The sequence below is a fragment of the Candidatus Nitrotoga sp. 1052 genome (genome assembly GCF_927312905.1).
GTDB lineage: Bacteria > Pseudomonadota > Gammaproteobacteria > Burkholderiales > Gallionellaceae > Nitrotoga.
Genome location: NZ_CAKMHQ010000009.1, coordinates 17,480 through 41,711, shown reverse-complemented (window position 1 = coordinate 41,711; position 24,232 = coordinate 17,480). Strand labels below are relative to the sequence as shown.

General features: G+C 50.5%; 18 protein-coding genes. 7 read left to right on the top strand and 11 right to left on the bottom strand.

What is annotated here, in order from left to right:
• The first annotated feature begins 11 nt into the window (after positions 1-11).
• Positions 12-764: an endonuclease/exonuclease/phosphatase family protein gene (locus tag MJ768_RS01470; RefSeq protein ID WP_239287520.1), complete on the top strand. Its 753-nt coding sequence runs from the start codon at positions 12-14 to the stop codon at positions 762-764.
• Positions 761-1,930 carry a cardiolipin synthase ClsB gene (gene clsB, locus MJ768_RS01465; RefSeq protein WP_239287519.1) on the top strand — a complete coding sequence of 390 codons (1,170 nt, stop codon included), beginning with the start codon at positions 761-763 and terminating at the stop codon, positions 1,928-1,930. The genes MJ768_RS01470 and clsB overlap by 4 nt, the downstream gene beginning before the upstream one ends.
• A 118-nt stretch (positions 1,931-2,048) precedes the next feature.
• On the opposite strand, the gene MJ768_RS01460 is transcribed toward clsB, so the two are convergent.
• The 11 genes from MJ768_RS01460 to MJ768_RS01410 all read right to left on the bottom strand — a co-directional run bounded on the left by MJ768_RS01460 (position 2,049) and on the right by MJ768_RS01410 (position 17,422).
• The gene (locus tag MJ768_RS01460; protein WP_239287518.1) at positions 2,049-4,562 is read right to left on the bottom strand and encodes a TonB-dependent receptor; all 2,514 of its coding nucleotides are present in this window, start codon (positions 4,560-4,562) and stop codon (positions 2,049-2,051) included.
• Positions 4,563-4,612: 50 nt separating this feature from the next.
• Positions 4,613-4,936 carry a DUF2946 family protein gene (locus MJ768_RS01455; RefSeq protein WP_239287517.1) on the bottom strand — a complete coding sequence of 108 codons (324 nt, stop codon included), beginning with the start codon at positions 4,934-4,936 and terminating at the stop codon, positions 4,613-4,615.
• A 452-nt stretch (positions 4,937-5,388) separates the two neighbouring features.
• Positions 5,389-5,802: an ExbD/TolR family protein gene (locus MJ768_RS01450; RefSeq protein WP_239287516.1), complete on the bottom strand. Its 414-nt coding sequence runs from the start codon at positions 5,800-5,802 to the stop codon at positions 5,389-5,391.
• Positions 5,802-6,545 (bottom strand): MotA/TolQ/ExbB proton channel family protein, encoded by a 744-nt coding sequence (locus MJ768_RS01445; protein ID WP_239287515.1) that lies wholly within the window; start codon positions 6,543-6,545, stop codon positions 5,802-5,804. The genes MJ768_RS01450 and MJ768_RS01445 overlap by 1 nt, the downstream gene beginning before the upstream one ends.
• 4 nt (positions 6,546-6,549) lie before the next feature.
• Positions 6,550-7,221 (bottom strand): energy transducer TonB, encoded by a 672-nt coding sequence (locus MJ768_RS01440; protein WP_239287514.1) that lies wholly within the window; start codon positions 7,219-7,221, stop codon positions 6,550-6,552.
• Between the two features lie 405 nt (positions 7,222-7,626).
• The gene (locus MJ768_RS01435) at positions 7,627-10,875 is read right to left on the bottom strand and encodes an efflux RND transporter permease subunit (RefSeq protein WP_239287513.1); all 3,249 of its coding nucleotides are present in this window, start codon (positions 10,873-10,875) and stop codon (positions 7,627-7,629) included.
• A gap of 9 nt (positions 10,876-10,884) precedes the next feature.
• On the bottom strand, positions 10,885-12,417 hold the full coding sequence (locus MJ768_RS01430; protein WP_239287512.1) for an efflux RND transporter periplasmic adaptor subunit: 1,533 nt from the start codon (positions 12,415-12,417) through the stop codon (positions 10,885-10,887).
• A 43-nt stretch (positions 12,418-12,460) separates the two neighbouring features.
• The gene (locus tag MJ768_RS01425) at positions 12,461-13,744 is read right to left on the bottom strand and encodes a TolC family protein (RefSeq protein ID WP_239287511.1); all 1,284 of its coding nucleotides are present in this window, start codon (positions 13,742-13,744) and stop codon (positions 12,461-12,463) included.
• Between the two features lie 337 nt (positions 13,745-14,081).
• Entirely contained in the window at positions 14,082-14,471 is a 390-nt protein-coding gene (locus tag MJ768_RS01420) for a hypothetical protein (RefSeq protein WP_239287510.1), read from the bottom strand.
• A gap of 231 nt (positions 14,472-14,702) precedes the next feature.
• Entirely contained in the window at positions 14,703-15,569 is an 867-nt protein-coding gene (locus MJ768_RS01415) for an energy transducer TonB (RefSeq protein ID WP_239287509.1), read from the bottom strand.
• A complete protein-coding gene (locus MJ768_RS01410; RefSeq protein ID WP_239287508.1) occupies positions 15,563-17,422 on the bottom strand; it encodes a ribonuclease catalytic domain-containing protein in 1,860 nt (619 codons plus the stop codon). The genes MJ768_RS01415 and MJ768_RS01410 overlap by 7 nt, the downstream gene beginning before the upstream one ends.
• Before the next feature lie 373 nt (positions 17,423-17,795).
• On the opposite strand from MJ768_RS01410, the gene MJ768_RS01405 reads away from it, so the two are divergent.
• From MJ768_RS01405 to MJ768_RS01385, 5 genes are all read left to right on the top strand, one after another.
• A complete protein-coding gene (locus MJ768_RS01405) occupies positions 17,796-18,248 on the top strand; it encodes an EF-hand domain-containing protein (protein WP_239287507.1) in 453 nt (150 codons plus the stop codon).
• Between the two features lie 437 nt (positions 18,249-18,685).
• Positions 18,686-19,153 carry a hypothetical protein gene (locus MJ768_RS01400; RefSeq protein ID WP_239287506.1) on the top strand — a complete coding sequence of 156 codons (468 nt, stop codon included), beginning with the start codon at positions 18,686-18,688 and terminating at the stop codon, positions 19,151-19,153.
• Positions 19,154-20,118: 965 nt separating this feature from the next.
• Positions 20,119-22,104 carry a methyl-accepting chemotaxis protein gene (locus tag MJ768_RS01395; protein WP_239287505.1) on the top strand — a complete coding sequence of 662 codons (1,986 nt, stop codon included), beginning with the start codon at positions 20,119-20,121 and terminating at the stop codon, positions 22,102-22,104.
• Positions 22,105-22,235: 131 nt separating this feature from the next.
• Positions 22,236-23,192 carry a chemotaxis protein gene (locus MJ768_RS01390; RefSeq protein ID WP_239287504.1) on the top strand — a complete coding sequence of 319 codons (957 nt, stop codon included), beginning with the start codon at positions 22,236-22,238 and terminating at the stop codon, positions 23,190-23,192.
• Between the two features lie 2 nt (positions 23,193-23,194).
• Positions 23,195-24,172, top strand: coding sequence for a chemotaxis protein (locus MJ768_RS01385; RefSeq protein ID WP_445082955.1), 978 nt, complete (start codon positions 23,195-23,197; stop codon positions 24,170-24,172).
• Positions 24,173-24,232: the final 60 nt, after the last annotated feature.

Below are 24,232 nucleotides of genomic sequence, written 5' to 3'. Positions count from 1 at the left end.
ATGAGCCACTTATGACCACACTGAACATTGTCACCTACAACATTCACAAGGGTTTGTCCCATTTCAACCGGCGCATTGTGCTGCACGAATTGCGCGAGCGCTTGCGTGAACTCAACGCCGATATCGTATTCCTGCAGGAGGTGCAGGGCGAGAACAGCCGGGATGGTCGGCATCTCCATGGCTACGCCACTTCGCCGCAACATGAGTTTTTGGCTGACCAGATATGGCCGCATCATGCGTATGGAAAGAATTCCGTATATATAGGCGGGCATCACGGAAATGCCCTCTTGAGCCGCTACTCGATTGTGGAGTGGGATAATCTGGATATTTCCGCGCACCGCTTTGAGAGTCGGGGTCTGCTGCATTGTGTAATTGACCTGCCAAAAACCGATCAAAGGGAAATCAGTCAGCCGCTGCATTGCATTTGTGTACATTTCGGTTTATTCAAACGTGGCCGCGGGGTGCAATTTAATGCGCTGATTGAGCGTATCAAGCAAATGGTACCACTGGATGCGCGACTTATTGTCGCGGGTGATTTCAATGACTGGCGCAACAATGCCAGTCGTCTGTTAGCCCATGAATTGCAATTGCATGAGGTATTTGAAACAAATCTTGGCAGGCCGGCACGCAGTTTTCCGGCGGGCATACCGCTACTGCGCATGGATCGCATTTATGTGCGGGGGCTGGAGATTCAGCGCTGTGAGGTGCATTCGTGGAGGAAAATTTCAGACCATGTAGCGCTGTCCGCAACGCTCGCCCTATGAGTAGTACGCATCTGGTTGATGGTCATATTCTGACTCTGTTACGCAACGGCGAGGAATATTTTCCGCGCCTGGTTGCGGCGATAGACGCCGCAACCCGCACGGTTTATCTGGAAACTTATATTTATGCCGCCGACACCTGCGGTCGTCTGGTCTCGCAGGCGTTGCAGCGCGCAGCCAAGCGTGGCGTGATGGCGCACTTGCTGCTGGATGGTTTCGGCTCGGCCGATTTGCCGGATGCGTGGGTGAATGAGCTGCGTGGAGCGGGCGTAGAGGTGTTGTGGTATCGCCCGGAAATCGCGCGCTTCAGCTTGCGCCGCCACCGCCTGCGCCGTTTGCATCGCAAGCTGGCGCTGGTGGATGAGCATATCGCTTTTGTAAGCGGCATCAATATTATCAATGATGTGCCGGGTGGTCGGATTATGGCGCCACGTTTGGATTATACGGTGGAGGTGCAGGGAGCTACGGCAGGGCAAATACACTTCGTAATGCGGCGTTTGTGGACGTTGGTGTCGTGGATAAATTTTCGGCGGCAGCGCGAGCGCGTAAAACTACTGGCCGCGCACAAAAATACTGAGCAACACAAAGTGGCTTTCGTGTTGCGCGACAACTTGCGTCATCGTCACGACATTGAACACGCTTATCTCAAAGCCATTGCCGGTGCCCGGCGAGAAATCATCATTGCCAATGCCTATTTTCTACCTGGACTGCGCTTCCGCCATGCTTTGCTAAATGCGGCTCGACGCGGAGTGCGCGTTGTGTTGCTGTTGCAAGGGCAGGTGGAATATCGCCTGCAGCACTTTGCTACGCGTGCACTTTATGACGAATTATTGCGAGCAGGTATGGAAATTCACGAATATCACGCCAGTTTTATGCACGCCAAGGTTGCGGTGGTGGATGGCTATTGGGCAACCGTAGGTTCATCCAATATAGACCCATTCAGTCTATGGTTGGCGCGCGAAGCTAACCTGGTAGTTCGCGATGCAGGTTTTGCTGAATCATTGCGTGCCGATTTGTTGCAAGAGATTGCGCACAGCGCCCGGTTGATTTCTCATTCTGCGTGGCGCAAGCATGGTATATGGATGCATTTGCTGATGCGCATCAGTTATACAATGGTACGTTTCCTGACTGGCGTGATTGGTTATGCACGCGGACATGATAATGTTTAGCCGCTATCCGTAGAATCCATGAAACGTATTCCGCGTCGTATTTTTACGGCAGAATTTAAACGTGAGGCAATCAAGCCATCATACCCATCCTTTCATATGAATCCCGTTTATAGGGAACTCAGAAATTGGCACGTACGCCCAGAAGAAAACCGCGCCCCGGTAACGGGGCGAGTTCCTTCAGGAACGAGGTATGCGCTCGTGCTTCCTGGTTGAAAAGATTATTGCCCTTGATATAGGCGTCCCAGTTAACTGCTTGCGTCTTAAAGCGGTAGTTCAGCGTGGTGTTGGTCAGCGTGTAGCCACGGGTGGATAGTTCGTTCGCTGCCACTCGATCCTGCTTGAAAGAATGGGAAACGTCGAGCCTCGCACTGAACTTGCCAAGTTGGTAATCAAGTCCCGCGCCGAGACGCATGGGAGTAATGCGCGGCAATGGCTCGCCCGTGTCACTGTTCTTCGCCCGCACATAGTCGCCGCGCAGGTTGAGATCGAGATTACCTTTTTCCTCATATACTCGGAATTTTCCTTCCGTTTCAAAACCATGAAATTCAGCCTTCACCGCGCGAAATAGCACCTCAGTCAGTTCTTCCTGCTCTTGGCCGCTTCTGATCAATGCAATGTAGTTTTGGAAGCGGGTGTAGAAGCCGCTGATACTTGCTGAATGCGGGCCCGAACGCCAGCGCAATTGCAAATCAGCGCCGTTCGATTTCTCCTTTGAAAGCGTTGTGTCACCCACCTCGAACTGTCCAGTTGCTACATGTCGGCCATTCGCGAATAGCTCGGCGTACGTCGGCACACGCTCGGTGTGCGAAAAGTTTGCAGTCAGGGTAACATTCGGATTGAAGGTGTAGAGCGCGCCTAAGGCACCGCTATTGGCCGAAAACTTGCGCGCCTGGGCCGCGCCAAAGCGCGTTGTTGTTGGGCTATCCCCGGCCGATGCTACTGTGGTATGTTCGTTACGGCCCCCTGCGGTAAGCTTGACGTCGCCGAATACGGCTTCCTCATAAATGAAAAGCGCTTTGGCGTCGGTATTGACTTTCGGCAGAAATGCTTCTTCGCCAAGCGCCGCGAAATCAGTATTTGAAAGCTGCGCTCCGAAGGCGCCGGTGAATGGCCCCAGCTTGGCGTGAGTCGCGTCTACCCGTGTTTCATACCCCCTGTTTTTGAAAGTGGTTGCAATTTCACCGTTCTCCAGCTCATTGTGCAGGTAATCGGTGTAGCCATATTTGAACTTCACCCCCTGAACGAACGTGCCCAGCTCGCGCACTTCTCCAGCCACGCCTAACCGTTTGCTGTGCATGTCGACGCGCACGTCCGGTTCCGCCACTGTGCCGTAATTCGATTGCATATCGCTATATGAGAGGCCGAGATATCCCTTGTCCAAAGTGAGGGAAGCACCCACAGCACCGCTATCGCTCTTCAATGAGCTATTTGGCAGGCGTCCATGGGGCTGTTCGACTGTAGGGTCATCCAGAGCACGTTGTCGGTCTGATCGCGCAAAACCGGGGATACGGAGGTCGTCAGTTCGGCGTAAAGCGATGTCAGCGTGGAGTGCGACCAGGCCATTGCCGGCTTCCAGCACGGCTGCACCGCTGCGCTCGTTGGCGGCACCACCAATCCGTGGTTCAACACGGCCCGTGAAGCCTTTGATGGGCGATTGGGGAATGCGGTTGTCGAGCGAGTTCACTACGCCTCCTACTGCGGCACCTCCATACATCAGTGCTGCAGGGCCGCGCACCACTTCGATCCGATCTACCACCAACGGATCTACGGTCGTAGCATGGTCGGGGCTCAAGGCCGAAACATCGAGCATGCCGACACCGTTCTGCATTATCCGTACGCGATCACCGTCCAGGCCGCGGATTACGGGACGGCTCGAGTTCGGGCCAAAGTAGGTTGAACTTACGCCGGGAAGTTTGGAAAGCGTTTCACCTAAAGTGCTCTCTTGTCGAAACGATAGATCTTTTCCGCTCAGCACAGAGACCGGGGATACGAGGTCAAACAGGGCGCTTCCCAACGGGTTAGCGGTAACAACGACCGGCGGCAGTAAGACAGGTTCATTTGCAGCTTGCTCTGTAACCACAACCTGCGGCGACACAATGACGGGAGGAGTGATTGCGGCCGGGGCGGCTACGACGACCGGCGGCGGAACGACAGGTTTGGTAATGACAAAGGTGGGGGCTGGAATCGCCACAGTTTCGGGCTTGCCTTCTTTCCCTGGCTTCTTCATCTCGGCTTCCTCCGAGCTCCGTCGCCTGGATTGGAGCTGCTTGCCTTTGGCGTTAAGTTGCGCAGCACCTAATAACACTTTGACATGTTTGTCCACGCCTTTGCCTACTCTTACTTCCTGTTCGAATACGCGAGCACTAAAAGCATCCACTTTCTTTTGAACTTTCAGCTTTAACTTGCCAGCGGGAACGGTTAAATCCAATGGGCATTTGCCCTTAAATTTGCCGTTGATAAACACTTCGGCGCCCATGTCCTCATCGTTGCAAGTAACACTCAGCATGGAAACAGCCGCGTGTGCTTTAGAGGATGCCGCGAAAGCCAACAATAGCAGGGGTATTAAGTAAACTGATTTCCTGGTCGCGGCATGAGTGAATTGCGCCGCGCAGAGTATGACGTGCTTAAACATAACAATTCTCCAAAAATGAATGACATAACCCCGCGTTAAACGGGGCGGTCTTATGCAATTTCTTGGAGAAGACCAGGCGGGCCGCGCGCAACGACGATAAGGGGTTGGTTGGAACGGAATGGAATGGTATTAAGCTGTATCGTTCCGTTCGGAATGGCGATAACGCCGAAGGAATGGGAAGAGCTGCTAAGTACGCCGCCCAGTTGTGTGTAAGCCGCACAATGTCCGCATGCCGATGAATGCGGTGCATGCTTGTCATGCTGCTGATCATGCTCCGCAAGTGCATGGCGCAGAGCATGCATAGCCCCGCCTTGCTGGGCAAAAAGCAGCAACAAGGTAAGCAGCAGCGGGAAAAGGGCACGGGAAAATTGCATGATGCGGCCAACCTTAACAAAGATTGAAAGATGGTGCAAGATGCGGGGGATTTCTGTAGCGTAATGAAACGTCTGTTTCTTATGGCACGGAATAATGGCCGATTTTGGATTTGGAATGGAAATATTCTTGAACCGGGCGCATTAGTTACAAAAGTCGCGATGTCTTCGGTAATAAAATCAAGGTTGTCCACTTCAGTCTCTACAGGATTCACTTGTGCCTCCTTGAGCTTAAATACGCTGGTGTAAATCGTATAGTAGAGAGATCGTTATATGATGTGAATAAGCAAATTGCTTATTTTTATTTTAGGAAAAACCGTAATAACTCAATATCGATGTATCGAACGTAATACTGTTCAGGTCGGTGAGGATCCGTCCAAACCACTTATGGAGAATTTAAGGTACGCTGAAAAAATATCTCATGGCAAAGTGTGCACCAGAGCCGCTAAAAGTTACTAAGGCGATGGATCGGTAATGAATCCTATACGCACCACCCCGGCTTTCGCCGCAATCGACATTACCTTCGCTACATTTTCGTAATGAACATGCTTGTCGGCAAGGATATGCAGCTCGGTATTAGGATTCTGAGTTACCGACGCGGCAAATCGCAGTGTTAATTGGTCCAGTGCGACAGGCTCACCGTTCCAAAATAAACTGGCATCTTCGCGAATGCCAAATTCGATATGCTCCGATTGCGTTATATTCGGGGTGCTAGACGCCTTAGGCAATTCGATCTTCACTGCATTCGTGAGCAACGGTGCAGTAATTATGAAGATCACCAGTAGCACTAACATTACGTCCACCAGCGGCACTACATTGATATCGGCCAAGGGTGTTTGACGATTACTGCTCAAGTTGCCAAATGCCATTACGGTCTCCTTTCAGTGAGTTCAACCATATGCGACGGATGCTCATCGTCCGCAGAACTATTGGACTTGACGCCGACGGTGACGAGCGCGAAGAGGTCATGAGCGAAGGCATCCAGGCGCGCCAGCCATAAACGATTGCGCCGCACAAATGCGTTGTAGGCCAACACTGCCGGTATCGCCACTGCCAACCCCAACGCCGTCATTATTAGTGCCTCACCTACTGGGCCGGCCACTTTGTCCAGCGTCCCTTGGCCGGAAATGCCGATTTGCACCAGCGCGTGATAGATACCTAAAACCGTGCCGAACAGACCTATAAAGGGTGCAGCCGAGCCAGCTGAGGCTAACATTGTAAGGCCACTTTCAACGCGCGCAGCTTCTTGTTCGATGCTATTGCGTAGTACGCGGGTAATGAACTCGCTTGTGCCGCCACCAGTAATTGCGAGGTGCTTCAAACCGCGTGTTTCCGACTCGAGGGCGGCATCCAGCGCTAGTTGTGCGAGCTGCGCGAAGGCGTTATCAATCGCATTGACGGTCAGGGTCGCATTTACCTCTTGTAAAGAATTGGCGTTCCAGAAGCGCTTGAGAAAAGTCTCCGCGCGGCGCGCAGCCAGAAAATTGGCAATAGTTTTGGTGAATATGAGATACCAACTCGCCATTGACAGCGCAAGCAATAGTACAAGTACGCCAATGCCGATATCATCGACCTGGGAGAGAAAGTGTGAGAAACCGAGTCCTTTTTCCATTAGTTCAATCTCCTGGCAGTATAAAGTTAAATGGTTGCATGGCGATTGCCCGAACTGGCTGGCCGTTGCGTCTGGGCGGATTGCAATGCCAGGTTTTTACTGCGCTCAGGGCAGCCTCGTCGAGATGTTTGTAACCGCTGCTATTAATTACCTGCGCTAAGCTTACGCGACCGGTTTCATCCAGTTCTACCCGTAGCATCACCTTGCCCTCTTCACCACGCTGGCGCGAGAGTTGCGGGTAGGAAGGCGCACTCAATTTAGGACAGGTGAGCGATAGTTCAGAGGATAGCATGACTGGCGCAAGTGATATCGGCCCAGATGGTGCTGCCGGACCCTCTATTCTTTCTGGTTCTGGTTCATGCGGTGGTGGTGACGCGACAGGTTCGCTTTGGGAAAGCACCGGTGCTTCAGCTACCAATTGCTGCTGTTTTGGCTGCTTTATTGGTTGCGGCTTGGATGAAAGTCGGAATACAGGTTCCGGCTTGGGTGTAGAGCGAGGTGGCTCGGGCTTGGGTTCTTCTTGCGGCTTAGGTGTGGCGATGACGTTAACGAACATTACCACCTGTTTCGGTGGTGGAATCAATTTCTGGCTCCATAGGATGTAAAACAATGCACCGTGAAGCGCAAGGACAAACAGTACCCCCGGCAAAGAGGCGGTTTTGCGTTTCGTTGCCATTTATTCACCGCCGCACCGAGTGAGGTGCAGCTTTGCGAGTCTGCCAGTCAAGTAGCAAACGATGCATCAGGTATTCATTGATCAATTTCATGCCCTTTCGGCGGATGTTCACGATGATCATTAATAATTATCGACCTTCAGTACTGTGCGGTTTCAAGTTTTTTCTTTAACTTTAATCGCGTTATTTGAGCTTCAATAAATTGCATAATAGGATGACAATCATAAAATTAGAATAGGCAATATGCTTAATTCTTGGCTAACGGAAATTTGTCAGCTATTTTAATCTCGTGCAGTTAGCCCTGATGCAAGCAAAAGGTGACGAAGGCAAGCGGTTTCCTCGATCTAGGGATTAGCATTTGCAAACCCGTGATTTTTCCCACTGTGACATCCGCTACGCTGTAAATCTTAGCTGGTACCTTTGAAATCGTGTGGGCGGAATGGTTCGTCATGTTCATGCCGTAGCCGAACGCTTTCTTTCTGGTGTGCCAGTTGATACAGAATAGGCAGGACCAGCAACGTCAGTGCAGTTGATGACAAAATACCTCCAATCACAACCGTCGCGAGCGGGCGTTGCACTTCGGCACCAGTGCCGATTGCGATCGCCATGGGCACGAAGCCCAGAGAGGCCACCAGTGCGGTCATCAGCACTGGGCGCAAGCGGGTGAGCGCCCCCTCCTGGATCGCTGCATCAAGATGCATGCCTTCATCGCGCAAAGATCGAATGTAGGAGATCATCACCAGGCCATTGAGCACGGCAACGCCTGACAACGCAATGAAGCCTATCCCCGCCGAAATAGAAAGCGGAATATCCCGCAGCCACAGCGCCAGTATCCCGCCGGTCAAGGCAAACGGCACGCCGGTGAACACCAGCAGTCCATCCTTCACGTTATTAAACATTGCAAACAACAGCATAAATACTAGCAGCAGTGAGACAGGAACCACAATTCGCAGACGCTTTGCCGCTGATTGCATTTGCTCGAAGGTGCCACCCCAGGTTGTCCAATAACCAGTAGGTATGGGGACCTTCTGCTGAATCTCCTGTTCGGCTGCTGTGACGAACGAGCCAATATCCCGTTCCCTTACGTTAGTTGTTACCACTACGCGACGTTTGCCGTTCTCGCGACTGATCTGGTTCGGTCCAGGCACCACCTCAATGACCGCGACTTCACTCAGTTGTATATAGTTAGATGGGGGGCGACCAACGGTCCCAAAGTGTTCAACGTCACCAAGTTGCAAATAGTTGGAGCGAAATCGGTCATTGGCTTGATTATCAGGCAAACGAATCGGCAATCGTTTGAGCGCCTCCATATCACTCCGTAACTTCTCAGGCAGACGCACGACAATGTCGAAGCGGCGGTCGCCCTGAAATAATACTCCGGCTTTCTGGCCGCCCATCGCAATTGCAATCGTATCCTGCACATCCCCAACACTGACGCCATAGCGAGCGGTTTTCTCACGATCTATCTTGATGGTAAGTACTGGCAAACCCGTGGTTTGCTCAACTTTGACATCCGTTGCGCCGGAAATCTTAGCCAGCACGTTTGAAATTTCATCGGCGGTTTTGTTCATTGCGTCCATGTCATCGCCGAACACCTTTACGGCCACGTCGCTGCGAACGCCAGATAACAGCTCATTGAACCGCATCTGGATCGGCTGGGTGAACTCATAGTTGTTGCCGGGTACTTTGGTTACCGCTTGCCGCATGGCATCGATCAGGTCGGCTTTGCTACGGCCTGGATCGGGCCACTCTGTTTGCGCTTTCATCATCACGAAATTGTCGGCGACGTTAGGTGGCATGGGGTCAGTGGCAATTTCGGCGGTTCCCATCTTGGCGAAAATTCTGTCGACCTCGGGAAACTGCTTGATTGTTCGCTCCAGTTCAGCTTGCATTTCGATCGCCTGTGACAGGCTGGTTCCGGGAACGCGCAGTGCATGCAGTGCGATATCGCCTTCGTTTAGGCTCGGCACGAATTCGCTTCCCATGCGCGTGGCAAGCAGGCCGCTAAGTATCACTGCGACAATCGCTACAATTAACACCAACTGCTTGTTAAGCATTGCAAAACTAAGCATCGGTTGGTAGCCGCGTTTGGCCAGGATCATCAATCGATTTTCTTTTTCGCTAATTTTGTGGCCGATCAGCACCGATACCGCCGCAGGAATAAACGTGACCGATAGAATCATGGCTCCCAGCAAAGCAGCCACCACAGTAAACGCCATCGGGTGGAACATCTTTCCTTCCACTCCAGAGAGTGCAAATATTGGCAGATATACCACCATGATAATTAGCTGGCCAAACAAAAGTGGTCTACGCGCTTCCTTGGAGGCTGCAAATACCTCATGAAAGCGCTCATCGGGAGTTAATGCCCGGCCCGCCACGGTTTGCGCATGGGCGAGCCGCCGTATGCAGTTCTCTACAATCACTACGGCACCGTCGATGATAATGCCGAAGTCCAGAGCCCCCAGGCTCATCAGGTTGGCGCTGACCTTGTTAGAGACCATGCCGGTGAAGGTGAACAGCATAGCCAACGGAATTACCAAGGCAGTAATAATGGCGGCGCGGATGTTGCCGAGAAATAGAAATAGGATCGCAATCACTAGCAGCGCTCCTTCGATAAGATTTTTTTTAACAGTATTGATGGCCTTGTCGATCAGAATCGTGCGGTTATAGACTTCATTGGCTACCACGCCTTGTGGCAGCGTGCGGTTGATCTCTTCCAGGCGCTTGGCGACGGCTTGGGAGACTGTTCGACTGTTCTGCCCGATCAGCATGTACACGGTGCCGAGTACCACCTCGCGGCCATTCTCGGTCGCGGCACCGGTGCGCAATTCTTTGCCGATGCCGACTTCGGCCACTTCTCGAATCCGGATAGGAACGCCCTGTTGGCTGCTAACAATTATGTTGCCGATGTCTTCAATGGAGGCTATCTGACCAGGCGCGCGGATCAGATACTGCTCGCCGCGCTTTTCGATATAACCAGCCCCGACGTTGTTATTGTTACGTTCGAGCGCCACAATCAGGTCTTGCAGCGTCAGACTGTAAGCCACCAATTTGTCCGGGAGCGGCGCGACTTGAAACTCCTTCACGTAACCACCAATGCTGTTGATTTCGGTCACGCCGGGCACATGGCGCAGCTGCGGTTTGATGATCCAGTCCTGGATTTCGCGCAGATCGGTGGAAGTATAGAGTGAGCCATCAGCTTTGCGCGCACCTTCCTTGGATTCGACCGTCCACATGAAAATTTCCCCGAGGCCAGTGGAGATTGGCCCCATGCTGGGTTCGATACCTGCCGGTAATTTGCCCTTGGCCTGTTGGATGCGCTCGTTGACGAGCTGGCGTGCGAAGTAGATGTCTGTACCGTCCTTGAAAATCACGGTGACTTGCGACAACCCATAGCGCGACAGTGATCGGGTCTGCTGCAGGTTGGGAAGGCCGGCCATGACGATTTCTATCGGAAACGTGATGCGCTGCTCGGATTCCAGCGGCGAATACCCAGGTGCTGCAGTATTTACTTGAACTTGCACATTAGTAATATCGGGGACGGCATCGATCGGCAAATTCTGATAACTAAAGATACCCAATACTGCCATTCCGAGTGTCATCACCAGCACCAGCCAGCGCTGATCAATGGCAAAACGTATTATTTTTTCGAACATGAGGATCCCCTAGTGCTCATGGCTTGCGCCGGCTTTGCCCAAGTCGGCCTTGATCAGGAAACTGTTCTTCGCGGCGTACCGCTCGCCTGCACTTAACCCCTTGACCACTTCAATAAACTTGCCGTCGCTACGTCCCAGTTCGAGAGGGTGCGCTTCGAAGAAGGTGCCATAGCGGACGAAGACAGCCGTCCAGTCGCGCACAGTCTGAATGGCGTCCGCGGAGACTGCCACCGGCACCTCGATCTCATCAGCCACCAGTTCGATATTGACTGGCATGCCGGGTCGCCAGATGCCTTCGGGGTTGGGCAGAATGATGTGTGCTTCTGCTGTGCGAGTCTGTTCGCCCAGCAATCCGCCAAGATGGTCCACGCGGCCACTGCTCTGGTATTCAAATGCAGTCGCTTTGACGGTGGCCATCTGCCCGACTTTCACGGTATTCAGATCCTTGGCGTAGATGGTCAATACCGCCCAAACTGTGGACAAATCAGCCACGACAAAGATGTTGGCATCCTCCTGGAGCACTTGGCCGACCGAAATTTGCTTCTTCATCACGATGCCATCGATTGGCGCGCGAATTTCATAGCGCGTGAGATTGCTGCTGGTCGTCAGAGCGCCGCCGAGCGAAGCCAGTTTCTGTTTTACCCTCTGGGTGATGATTTCGGCTTCATGCATGACGTTGCGTGCTTGCAGGTAGTCCTGCTCGGCGGAAATTTTTTCTTCCCACAACCTTTTTTCGCGCTCGAAGGTGGTGCGCGCCAAGCTTAACCGTTTTTGCGCCGCCAGCAGTTCGCTTCGCAGGTCGGCCAGCGCTTGGCTGGAAATAACTGCCAGGATATGCCCTTTGCGCACTTGGTCACCGGCATTCGCGTTCACCGATTCAACCACTCCGGCTAGTCGCGGTACAACATACACCACCCGGTCTTCGTTGAAACTGATGTGACCAATAAGTTGCAACGTGCTCTTGATGCGCGCTGGTCCAGAGGTCAGTATTTCGATGCCGCCTTGCTCGACCTGTTGATCGGTCATGCTCACGCGTGCTTCGATCTGCTCATAGGTGAACGAGTAAGGCTTATTGCCGAATTGCGCGTCGACCGTTACTTTGAAAGAGTGCGGCTCCGCAATTACTGCATTGCCTTTTAGATAATCATTTTGCTTTACGAAGGTGATTTTCTGAGGCTTGCGACCGAGGCGTTCGAGGGTGATTGTAACCTTGCTGGTGGCAGGATCGAGCGGTTTGCCGTTCTTATAGGTATAGACGCGAAACTCAGGTTCCACGCCCTCTTCGAAGATAGTTATTTCAACACCATAGCCGTTTTGCGTGAATAGCTTTCCGCCGTGTTGACCTTTCTGCGGTTCATCTTCTGAGTGTTTATTGTGTGAGTGGCTGTCGTGCGAGTGTCTGTCGTGACCGCTTCCATCCCCCTCGTGCGGCTGCTGCTTTGTGCCTCCTTGGCTGATGAGTATCAGGATGGCGAGTACGATGCCGATCGCCAGAACAACGGCAATGTAAATGGTTTGCTTCTTGTTCAGATTGAAGTTCATGTCGATTTCCCTATGACGTTGTGGCGACTGGCTTCCACGGTTATCAGAGTGTTGGTATATCGGGCGCTTCGCCAAGAACACGTTCGATTTCGGCAGCAGATCGATGTGCTTCTGCCAAGGCGCGCAGGTATTGAGATTTGGCTTGGAACAGCGTGCGCTGAGCGTCGAGCACTTCAAGGAAACTGAACTTACCCATAATGTAACCTTTGGTCGCGGCATCGTAGGCACTTTGCGCACCAGGGAGAATCTCTTGCTGTAAAACTTCAATTTCTTGACGGGCAACATTAAGACGTTCGAGCGCCTGAGCGATCTCATTATTGAGACGGATCTCGGTTCCAGACAGTTCGTCCCTTGCCTTGTCGGTGCGGCGTAACGCCTCCAATATATTTCCTTGGTTGCGATTGAAGATCGGGATTGGCAGTGACACGCCAAGAAGCGCTTGGTTGATGTCTACGTTGCGTCTGCCACCCAAACTAAGTGTCACGTCCGGAATGCGAAGACTGCGTTCTACTTCCACCAGTGCCTGTCGGCGGTTCACTTCAAGCTGCGCGCGAGCCAACCCGGGTGAATTTGCCAAGCGGGCAGTCAAATCATTCAGCGCGGGTAGTGCAGGTAGCGCTTCAACCTGACCCTCAGCTCGCTCGAAACGAGGCGTCGCATTTCCCCATATAGCCGTGAGGCGTTTACGTGCCATTTTCAGGCTGGTGGCCGCTTGACTAAGTTCGACCCGAACGCTCGCTTCAGCAACACGTGCCTTGGTCTCTTCGACTGGGGACACCTTGCCAGCCGTTACTCGTTTTGAGGCAGCAGTGGTTGCGCGTTGCGAGAGTTCGACCAACCCTTGCGTTAAAAGAAAACGTTCTTGCGCCACAAGTACATCAAAAAAAGCCACCATGACGGCTGCGCGAATTTCTGCACGCATGGCATTCAATTCTGCCGAGGCGACATCACGGCGCCGCTCGGCGGCGGCAATGCGCGCGGGCCGTTTGCCGCCGAGTTCTAAAGACTGACTTACGTATATTGCGGTAAGACGATTCTCGGGTCGCGGATCCTCGATTAATGCTTCAACTCTTGGGTTCGGACGAAGGCCAGCTTGAAGGATCGATCCAGCGACTGCTTCGAGTTCCCGTTTAGCGGTAGACAGGGCTGCATTGGCGCCATAAGCTAATTCGAGAGCGGATTTTAGCGTAAGAGGGGCGGCTGGTTCGGTAACGCGCAGTACGTTGCCTCCGGCAGCCTCATAATTGCTGAGGCTTGCCGTCTCAAGAGCGAAAGAGAGATTGAAAATTATCGCCGCCAACCCAAGTGATAAAAGAAGTATCTTCATCCAATTCTCCTGGTGAAATAGGTAAGAAATTCGGCGAAATATCGAAATATGTTAAATGCAAAATTAACGTTCCGCCAATTTAACCCGAATATTTCATAATGCGCACGGATCCCTCACCCTTAAATATTTGTTAAGCAGTTTTTGCTTCGTCGGATGCATGAACAACTACACCACTCCTTCACATTGTTGCCTATCAAACAAGCGAGGTTCGCAGGAATGAGCGATTTGCGAGTTTTTGCCATGCAAATCCTGCTGTAAGCACCTCGCTTAACTCGTAAAAATTCTGCGCACCACTATGCAACCATGTGAAACGCCCAGGTTTTATATGTTATTTCCCTTAGGAAACCGGAGGTGCCTGAGCTGGAGGGCGGCAATACGAAAAACGAAAAGAAGTTTGTTTCGTTTGGCCAATATTGGCCAGAGGTATTGCATTTAATAAAGTAGCCGACAATTTAGTATGTGACGGTCCCTGATTATCTGTCAAAAACAGGATGAAATCATCTTTATATCCTTGCGCCATGCCAATGGTCGGAAATTCTGCCTTGACATCGCTCAACTCTGGTTTGGCAGTTGCAGCACCACCATGATCGAGTATGTCGCCATTGAGGTGGAATTGTATGCTGCCGGAATGGGAATCGCTGCTGACATGGGCATGCACTAGCGGCGCGATGCATTGCAGCATCGACAGTAGCGCGACCAAGCTTAAGTTTCTCCATTTTTTCGTCATATGATCAATTCTGAATATGTCAAACAGCTGTCTCTAATGCAGTTTCATTGTTCAGGAATTTCAATAATAGGTCGAGAGACATAAAAATAAAATAGGTAATTTGCTTATTCTTGGTGGATGAAAATATATCAGCTATTTTCAATCTTGCACTATAAACCAGAATGCAGGCCCAGAATGGAGGCAAGGATACCGCGAGGCGGATACTCGCAAATTCGATTTTTGGGAAATCTGTCATTCACTTTGCAGAGTGTCGGCTGAGGTAAATGTCCAAGTGCGTGTGATAGTAAGAATGTCAGTGTCTTTGCGGATGTCTGGCGGGAGCGGGGAGAAAGGCCCGGCCAGTTTTACGATACGCCGTGCCGCAGCATCCAGGATGGGCTGACGGGATGAGCGACTCACCTCCACATTTTCCACGCTGCCGTCTGCACGGATAGAGACACTGAGTTGCAATGAGCCATAAATATTTTTCTGGCGCGCAGCCTGGGGATAGTTCATATTGCCTATGCGTTCTACTTTGATGCGCCAGTCTTCAATATATTGTGCGAAGCGATATTCCTGAGTGCGCGCACCAATAAACTTTCGCCGTGGCAGTTTTTGATAAGCGTCAAAATCCTTGCTGATCTGTGCTTGCAGGCGTGCGATCTCCAGCCTGCGTTGCACCATGTCTATGTTATTTTTACTGTCACTGGCTTTTTGTTGTTGTTCTTGTCCCTGGGTTTTTTGCTGCGGTACGCTGTGTGTGCTGATGGCCGCCTGTGCCAGCAGGAGTTTGACTCCTTGCTCAAGCTGCTGCACGCGCTGCGCGGATTGTTCAGGCGTGAATTGTTTGTCATCGCTCAAGGTGGGCAGCGGGCTTTTTGCACGACGATCTTCCGGTGTATTACCACCGCCGTCGAGGTTGTGTTGCGCCAAGGCATCGGCCTTAACAGGGCGCGATTTTGATTTGCTGTTTACCAGTACCACTTGCAGCGGTTGCATGAAATCAGTAATTTTGCGTGGGTCGGGCAGGGCGAAGCCGATGCCAAACAGCATAAAAGCATGCAGCACTAGCGAGAATGCCAGGGCAATAGCGATTGGCTGTTTGAACTGTACTAGCAAGCGGTAGCCTCCTCCTCTACCGTGGAGATGAAGCGGGCATTGAAATTCAAGTCGAGCAGATCAATTTCGCCTATTTCCAGGATTACACGCGTATTAGGCGGCAATTCCGGTAATGATGGGATGCGGCTTATCAGTGGGATGTGCACGAGCTTCACCAGGTTTTCACGTAGCACCAGCGCTTCGGCCTGCTGAATATTCTCCTGCAGCAGCCAGCGTAAACACCAGTAGCGTTCCATATTGCGCTGGAATTCGTTGTAAACCATATAGGCAGCGTCGAAGTCGCGAATAACGGCGAACAGTGTTGTATCGTTTTTGGTGTAGGCGGGTGGATCTTCGCGTAACAGGCTGATGATCTGGCGCTGGTTGATAAAGTCTATGTAGCGGCGCAGCGGCGAACTTGACCACATATACTGTGCCACGCCCAATCCTTGGTGTGGTGCCGGCACGGTGCTCATCTTCACCTTGCCGTTGCTTTGCGTGCGGTAGATGCCCGCTACATCGTGCGTCGCGAGCAGCTTGCCCCATTCCGAGTTAACGAAAATCATCAGTTCTGCCACCACCTTGTCGATGGGTGAACCACGCTGCCGAGTACTGATGCTGATGCGATCGTTTTCCACGTGAAAATTGTAATCCACCTGCTGGATACTATTGTCGGCGGATTTGCCGCGCGTTGCTTCCAGCTTTTGCGCTAATTTCCATAATAGCGTGAGCTCTGCCGCAAAGAGAAAATCCTGCTTGCCAGCAGCCAGCGTATCCTCGTTGAATAGCGGTTCCAGTGTGTCATGACGCAGATTGGCGGCGATATGGATGCGCTCAATGCGGCTTTCCGTACCGAGCACGGCCAGGGTGTCGGCATCGACTTCGAGATACATGGAGAGCGACGGGCAAACCTTGTCGGCACTTAGGGTAAATGCCTGCACCACGTTGTCTGGCAACATGGTGATCTTGTCTCCAGGCATATATACCGTGGACATACGCTGCATCGCGATTTCATCACCTGGCGAACCGGGCGCTATGCCCAGTGAAGGGGCGGCAATGTGCACGCCGATACGCCAGTTGCCGTTGGCAAGCTCTCTGACCGAAAAGGCATCGTCGATTTCTGTAGTGGTCGCATCATCTATGCTAAATGCAGTATCTACTGCCAGTGGCAGGTCGGACCAGACAGCCAAATCGACTTCAGCGAAACCGGTTCCATGCGGGAAATTTTCAAATAAGAAACGCTGCAAATGATAAGCCTGCGTGGAAGGAACTGCTCCGCAGCGTTGCAACAAGTGCGCGGCCGACAAGTGCGTAGCGGTGCAGGCGGCCTCCAGCGCTTTCACCTCGAGGGTGTTGCGATCCGGTTTGTATAGCAGATGCGGCAACTTGTCGGTGAATTCCGGCGGCAAGGTGAAAGCGATCAGCTCGTTGGTGTAACGTGCTTGCAAGGCGGCTTGCAGACGTTTTTTTTCGGCGCTGGCTAGCGCAGATTTGAGTGCATCCGGTGGTGCGGCCTTGTAGTGCCCCTTGCCTTTTTTGTAAAAGTGCATTGGCGAGGAATGCAGGCGGATCAAGGTGCCCGCTGCCTCGATCGGATTGGGCGCGTGGCCAAAATATTCGCTGGCCAGCTCGTTAAAGCCGAAATCATCCGGCGGGCTGCATTCCCACAGAAATTCCACATCTATGTCTGCTGCGATGCCTTCCGCCTGCGTCATAAACTCAATCAGCCCCGGTTGGGCAAAGCGTAACAGCACGTTGGCTGCCTTGATCTTGCTGCGCTTGCCATGCATGCTTTCCACTTGCAGTGAGGTTGTATTGTCAGCGAGTATTGAGCCGACCTTGAAAGCGCCGTCTTCTTCGTAAAAAACGTTCATAGGGAATGTGGCGAAAAGAGTAGCGAGATTATACCCCAGCGCTGATCATGGCCTGGAATTTCACTTCAGTTACGAATATCAATTGAGCTTTGACCTTACCAAAGCCAGCAGACTATAGATGCACTCTGAATGGCAAAGAGAATTGCGCCTATTAAACAGCCCGTCGAATTGGCTTTGTGCAATGAACGTGATCGCAACTATTTTTGCATGTGTGCGATATCGCACAGACTCTGCATTATTTTGCTGTTATTTTTCGCTTCAGAGTCAGCTAAGTTAATAAGAATAGTTAGGCTCGTTTTAAATGTGTAGAAGCGCAGTATGCTCCGCCTCTACGCAACCATTAATGTAATAACTTAATATTAAGGAGATTATCATGAATAAAACTATTCTTAGTCTGGCGATTGTTTCCAGTCTTGCATTGGTTGCTACATCGGCGTATGCGATAAAGGACCCAGCCGGGTGGCAAAGAGAAGGGCAAAAAACGATAGAAATGAAGCATGACAAGAGCTTCGATGACATGTCAAATTCGATTACTAATGAAGAGTATAAAACTTATTTTGATAAACGTCTCCAGCAATTAGGGAAAAAGAACGATGGCAGAGTCTCGCATGAACAAGTGCTATTTATTGACTTTGTTTTAGCAGATGCCAATCGTGACGGTTACCTAACCCAGGATGAAGCGGCAACTGTTCCGTTGATAAAAGAACATTTCGATGAAATCGATGGCAGTATCGATATCAAGAAGGATGACAGAATAACAGGAGATGAATTAATAGAATTCATGGCAAACTGGAGAAAAAATCATGAAGGCAAGATGTTGCATTAAGTCTAGCTAGATTCGTCTTAAGCAACATTTAGCGATAAGGCGACTTTATACTCGTCTTATCGTTTCTGCATGAAGCGGATTGCAGTACCGAGTTCAGGAAATCTCATAATCCCCTTATTACATCAATATTAATGGACTGAAATGATGTTCAGCTGCTGTGAGTTGAGCAACGCGGCATTGACGATCAAGGTAGGAATTAGTCTAAATCAGGTCTGGGTAATGAAAGTGGAGGGAACATAAAAACAGGGATGAAAACTTTTTTTGACCTGGTGATCTCAAAGTTCTTGACACATTCCGAATCTGGCCCGTAGTATGCTACTCTGAGTCTGCCGAATTTGGAGTATGGGTAGGCTCCGTAAAAGCCTGTGGCGTAGAAGCTTGGCATGCCTTGACTCTATTCAACTAATCTCGCAAGTTTTATATATAAGGAGCTTCTCATGAAAAAAAATGTTATTAGTCTCGCTATTGCTTCCTGTTTTGTATTTGGCGCTTCGTTAGCGCAGGCGCAAGCAATTTCGGCACCTAAGCCGGCATTTACAGCAGATAAAGCCACCCCGTTTACAGGGAAAGGCCTGAACACCCCATGGAACTGCTGCAAACAGTATGTCGGTTTTGAAGGTGAGCGTGATGCGCCTGGACACTCTCATGCACCTGGGGCATTGATAAACCTTTCGCAAGCCCGGGACTTTACAATCGATCCTGGCCATAAAAATGATGATGGTCAACGTATGCCAGATTTCAGGCTAGCATCAGCGGTGGTTGGAAATAACGAACCTACCGACACTAAAATGTACGGGGCTGGAAAAGATGCTGCAACCACAGGCAATGCAATGGGAAGTGGCGATACTTTAGGTAAAGTGCATTTCACTCCTACTTCAGGTTTCAAGCAGTGGCTTAAAAAATAATTATTACGATTTTAAAAGTTAAAATTAAGGCCAGCTTTAAGCTGGCCTTAATTTTTAAATAGGCCTTGTGCTATGGCAAGCTGAACAAGTCACATAGAGCCCACTGTGGCCGTTCCTGTGCCATTATCATTTGCTAGCAGGCAGACGCGCTGTTCACTAATATCAAGCCCGTAAATTTCCGGCTGGCGTTCTTGGCCAAACCTCAATTGCGCACTTTCGTTTAACCCTTCAATCGTTGATTACCGCAAAGACGGGCACGACTCTCGCTCTGGTCTTTGATTCGTCCCGGCTTTTTACTGCGTCTGATTTTATCGACTTCACCGCCAGATGTACGGGTGCAATAGTTGATGAAGTCATGGATTTCAGTCGCTTTTCTGTGGATCAAATCCTTTTAGTCGGCATATGCTGTACCCATATTTTTACAATATCCCTTGGCGCGATCATTCTCAAGACCCTTCTGGTTATATTGAGCAATTCGAGCAGGCCAAGGTTTGATGATTCACGTAAGTCCAATGGTCTCTTTTCTGAAGATTAAACACTTGCTGTACTAGCAGTCGCCACCTTCATTATTCATGGCGCAATTATTGCTAAATGGAGGTAACGTCACGTTGCAGGCTGCGGTGAAATGTGGATTGAAATTTTTCTAATTTATTAAATGCGCCCTAAAGTTTCCAGTTGCGCCGCCGTTACAAGTAGCTGTAAGAAGGATATTTTTTACGAGACTTAACGCCACATGACATTTCGTGGATCAATCTGAAATATGTGAAGTGAAGTCAATAAAAAGTGGTGGGGTGATATCTTTTTAAACTAAAAATTTAGATTCCAATTTAACTTATGGAGCTAATAATTTTAATCATTGCGCAGCATTGACAATTAAGCGATTCAGGTTGAAATAAAAAAATAATTCGAATTAATTGTTGCTGTGTAATAAATAGTTTCTTTTTATATAAGGCATGTGGCAAATCATGAAAAATATTTCTATATCAAAAAAATTGATACTGTTACTGGCTCTGCCGCTTATTGGGCTGATTATTTTCGCGGCCTTTAATGCTGAACAAAGCTATAGGGAGTGGAGAAGTCTGACGCAAACCGAAGCATTGATGAACGTCGCTGTTGCTATAGGTGACGCTACGCATAACCTGCAAATTGAACGCGGTGCCACGGCGGGTTTTGTTCAGTCCAAAGGCGAGAAATTTGCCAATGACCTGCCGGGATATCGCGCCGAAACGGATCTAAAAATAGGGGTGCTCAAGAGTAATTATTCCCATCTGAATACAGCCAGTATGCCAACGTCCCTCCGCACTACGATGGATGCCGCAATAAGCAAGCTGGATGGCCTTAAAGATAACCGCGATGCCGCCTCGCAGTTCAGAATCACCGCGCCAGAAGCTGCCGGCTATTACACCAAGGCCGTCGCCACTCTTCTTGAAATAATGCCGGTGATCACCGAGCAGGCCAGTGACTTGCAAGTGGCCAAACAAATGACGGCATACCTTGCTTTCCTTTATGCTAAGGAACGTTCTGGACAAGAGCGTGCGTTAATGGTGCCGGTATTTACAGCCAGCAAAATTGAACCAGCGCAGTATCGGACTTTTATTGGCCACATCTCCGCGCAGCTGACGCATCTGGATACTTTTATTAATTACGCGACTGATGAGGCCCGCGCACTTTACAAAAGCAAGATGTCTGGTTCATCTGTGGATGAAGTGGAAGGCATGCGCAAGGTAGTGATAGAAAAAGTGGCTGTGGGTGATTTTGGTATTGAGCCAACCAAGTGGTTTAGCAGTATTACATCCAAGATCAATAGCATGAAAGAAGTTGAGAATCTGCTTGCCGAGCGCATACGAGCATCTTCTGCTGCTACTGCAGCCAGTGCCCGCACGGCTTTCATGGCCAGTGCGATATTCGGCTTGTTGGCCATTCTGGTGACCGTGATGGCGGGATTGTTTATCGTCAGAAGTATTGTTACCGAATTGCATTCCTTGCGCGAAACTATTGCCCTTATTCAGAGTGACAATAATCTCACGCACCGCATCGTTGTAGAAGGCGAGAATGAAATTGCGGAGACGGGTAAATCCTTCAATCTGCTGATTGGCAGTATGCAGGTAATTATTAATAATGTTATCGAAAGTTCCAAGCAGGTTCGCCAGAGTACTACTCAGCTTTCTGCAGCCTCTCTGAAAATTACTCACAGTTCGCAGTCGCAGAATGAAGCAGCGGCTTCCACAGCTGCAGCGGTAGAGCAGATGACGGTAAGTATTTCGGAAGTGGCGGCGACTGCTGCAGATGTGCATAAGCTTTCCGAGCAAAGTCTGCAACAAACCAAGAAAGGTAATCAAAGCGCCGAAGTCATGATTCTCGAAATCGCCAGCATTGAAAAAGCGGTGAATCAGATTGCGGCATCGGTCGGTGATTTCGTGCAAAGCGCGCGGACAATTGCTAGTATGACTCAACAGGTAAAGGATATCGCCGATCAAACCAATCTGTTGGCGTTGAATGCAGCGATTGAAGCGGCTCGCGCGGGTGAACAAGGGCGAGGCTTTGCGGTGGTGGCGGACGAAGTTCGCAAGCTGGCTGAAAAATCTGCGCAATCGGCCCGTGAAATCGACAAGGTAACCAGCACGCTGGATGTGCAATCCGGCAATGTGGAAAAAGCCATTGAGCATGGCTTGCAGTCATTAAAGTCTACTCAGCAGCAGATTAACACTGTATCCAGCATGCTGGTACAGGCGGGAGCTTCGGTAACAGATGTCAGCAGTGGAGTGAGCAATATTGCCGCATCAGTGGATGAGCAAAGCAAGGGCAGCCATGAAATTGCTCGTCATGTCGAAAGTATTGCGCAAATGGCGGAGGAAAACTATGCGGCGATCGAGCATGTCGGACAGGACATATTACGGTTGGAGAAGTTGGCTGGAGATATGGAGGCCGCTGTGGCCCACTTTAAGGTGTAATTACTAAAACAATAATGCCGCGCGCTCCCGCGCTTCATTGTCCAGCTTGTATACCTCTCCCTTCTGTGGAGAGAGTGAATACGGGGAATGAAGTGTTAAGGAGAGAGGGGCTTACAGTAACGGGGTTAGTCATGTCTGAATTGCTTAGAAATATAGATGGGCGCACCAAGCTGGCAGGTACCAACAAGCTGGAAATTCTGATGTTCACGCTTGGCTTGGATAGTCGCACTGGACGCTGCGAAACCTTTGGTATCAATGTGTTCAAGGTACGTGAAGTGATGCGTGTGCCGCCCATTACTCATGCGCCAGAAATGCCTGGCTCAGTGGAGGGCATGGTAAGTCTGCGCGGAGTGCTGGTGCCAGTGATCGATTTGGCGAAATACACCGGGGTGCAGACTGACATGAAACCAGGAATTATGGTGGTCACTGAATACAATGGCCACACTCAGGGCTTTTTAGTCGAGGCGGTGGATACCATTCTGCGTCTCGATTGGGCCTCTATGAGGGTGCCGCCGGAAATGCTTAATGCCCAAATGGGTGGTTTGGTGACTGCCGTCACTGAGCTGGCAGATGGGCGGTTGGTGATGATGATGGATGTAGAAAAAGTGTTGGCTGAAACCGGACATTTTAATGATGACCTTGCATTGAAGACTGTTAAGCCCTTAGGTGTGGCTGATCGAACAGTTTTTTTTGCCGATGATTCTGCAGTAGCGCGTAAGCAGATTGTCGGTGCGCTAGACGCAATGCAGGTAAATCATATTTCTGCTATTAATGGTCGCAAGGCGTGGGAAGAATTGCAAAAGATTGCTAGTTACGCTGAATCGGCGGGGATACCCGTGAGTGATATGGTGCAGGTCATTCTCACCGATGTAGAAATGCCGGAAATGGACGGCTACATGCTTACGCGCAAGATCAAGGAAGATAGGCGTTTTGACAATATCCCGGTGTTGATGCATTCGTCGCTCTCCAGCGAGTCCAATCAGCAGCTCGGCAAGGCTGTCGGGGTGGATGAGTACGTACCAAAATTTGAACCGAAGAAGCTTTCGCAGACGCTTGCTCGGCTGCTGACCAGAAACAGAAAGGACTGATCATGTCGATTGCCGAATATCAATCACAGTTGGTGGACGATGCGTCTCTGTCGCAGAGTACAGGTGGCCTGTTCGATACTGTGGATGCTAGAACCAGCCTGGCCGGTTCTAATAAGATGGAGATACTGTTGTTCTCGCTGGGCACTCCAGAAACCTTTGGCATCAATGTATTCAAGGTCAAGGAGGTGTGCCGTGCGATGGCGATTACCAAGACACCCAACATGCCGTCTGGTGTAGATGGCATTGTGTCACTACGTGGACATATTCTTCCCGTACTGACCTTGGCTAAATTTATGGGGCTTGATGGATCAGCGGCGGACGCCCAAAGCACTATGATGGTGGCCGAATATAGCCGTCATATTCTTGGTTTTCTAGTGCATGACGTAGATCGAATTATTCGAGTTGACTGGGATAAGGTGCGCCCTGCGGATGACATGTTTTCAGGTAACAAGGACATGATTACTGCGATCACAGAGTTGCCGGATGGCAAGCTCGTTTCGATATTGGATGTCGAGCAGATTCTTGCATGCGCATTTGGTGAGGATGTGGTGGGCAGCGTAGATAAGATCGAAAATGGACATGAATTATGCATCTTTTTCGTGGATGACTCAGCAGTAGCGCGTAAGAAAATAACCGAAGTGTTGGATAAGATGGGTGTTAAAAATTTGCACGCGAACAACGGGCTGGAAGGATGGGAGCGCTTGAAGGGACTGGCGGATACCGCGCAGAGTAGTGGTATGGATCTGCATGACCAGATTCAAGTGGTGCTTGTAGATGCAGAAATGCCGGTGATGGATGGCTATGTGCTGACTCAGCATATCAAGGCGGACAAGCGTTTCGATGGCATTCCGGTGGTTATGCATTCGTCGCTGTCGTCTGATGCCAACCGTGATATGGGGAAACGGGTTGGAGTGGATTATTACGTGCCCAAATTTGATGCGGTGATGTTGAGCAGTACATTGCGGCCTTTGCTGACTTGATGTATCTAAACATGGTTAACGGGATAAGGAATAAGAATAAAAGATAATAAAAGACGTAAC

Excerpts from the sequence above, each read along its gene's own strand:
- MJ768_RS01435 (WP_239287513.1), bottom strand. The coding sequence starts at position 10,875 with ATGTTCGAAAAAATAATACGTTTTGCCATTGATCAGCGCTGGCTGGTG.
- MJ768_RS01450 (WP_239287516.1), bottom strand. The coding sequence starts at position 5,802 with ATGGCATTTGGCAACTTGAGCAGTAATCGTCAAACACCCTTGGCCGAT.
- clsB (WP_239287519.1), top strand. The coding sequence starts at position 761 with ATGAGTAGTACGCATCTGGTTGATGGTCATATTCTGACTCTGTTACGC.
- MJ768_RS01410 (WP_239287508.1), bottom strand. The coding sequence starts at position 17,422 with ATGAACGTTTTTTACGAAGAAGACGGCGCTTTCAAGGTCGGCTCAATA.
- MJ768_RS01455 (WP_239287517.1), bottom strand. The coding sequence starts at position 4,936 with ATGCAATTTTCCCGTGCCCTTTTCCCGCTGCTGCTTACCTTGTTGCTG.
- MJ768_RS01445 (WP_239287515.1), bottom strand. The coding sequence starts at position 6,545 with ATGGAAAAAGGACTCGGTTTCTCACACTTTCTCTCCCAGGTCGATGAT.
- MJ768_RS01400 (WP_239287506.1), top strand. The coding sequence starts at position 18,686 with ATGAAAAAAAATGTTATTAGTCTCGCTATTGCTTCCTGTTTTGTATTT.
- MJ768_RS01440 (WP_239287514.1), bottom strand. The coding sequence starts at position 7,221 with ATGGCAACGAAACGCAAAACCGCCTCTTTGCCGGGGGTACTGTTTGTC.
- MJ768_RS01395 (WP_239287505.1), top strand. The coding sequence starts at position 20,119 with ATGAAAAATATTTCTATATCAAAAAAATTGATACTGTTACTGGCTCTG.
- MJ768_RS01470 (WP_239287520.1), top strand. The coding sequence starts at position 12 with ATGACCACACTGAACATTGTCACCTACAACATTCACAAGGGTTTGTCC.
- MJ768_RS01405 (WP_239287507.1), top strand. The coding sequence starts at position 17,796 with ATGAATAAAACTATTCTTAGTCTGGCGATTGTTTCCAGTCTTGCATTG.
- MJ768_RS01430 (WP_239287512.1), bottom strand. The coding sequence starts at position 12,417 with ATGAACTTCAATCTGAACAAGAAGCAAACCATTTACATTGCCGTTGTT.
- MJ768_RS01385 (WP_445082955.1), top strand. The coding sequence starts at position 23,195 with ATGTCGATTGCCGAATATCAATCACAGTTGGTGGACGATGCGTCTCTG.
- MJ768_RS01460 (WP_239287518.1), bottom strand. The coding sequence starts at position 4,562 with ATGTTTAAGCACGTCATACTCTGCGCGGCGCAATTCACTCATGCCGCG.
- MJ768_RS01420 (WP_239287510.1), bottom strand. The coding sequence starts at position 14,471 with ATGACGAAAAAATGGAGAAACTTAAGCTTGGTCGCGCTACTGTCGATG.
- MJ768_RS01425 (WP_239287511.1), bottom strand. The coding sequence starts at position 13,744 with ATGAAGATACTTCTTTTATCACTTGGGTTGGCGGCGATAATTTTCAAT.
- MJ768_RS01390 (WP_239287504.1), top strand. The coding sequence starts at position 22,236 with ATGTCTGAATTGCTTAGAAATATAGATGGGCGCACCAAGCTGGCAGGT.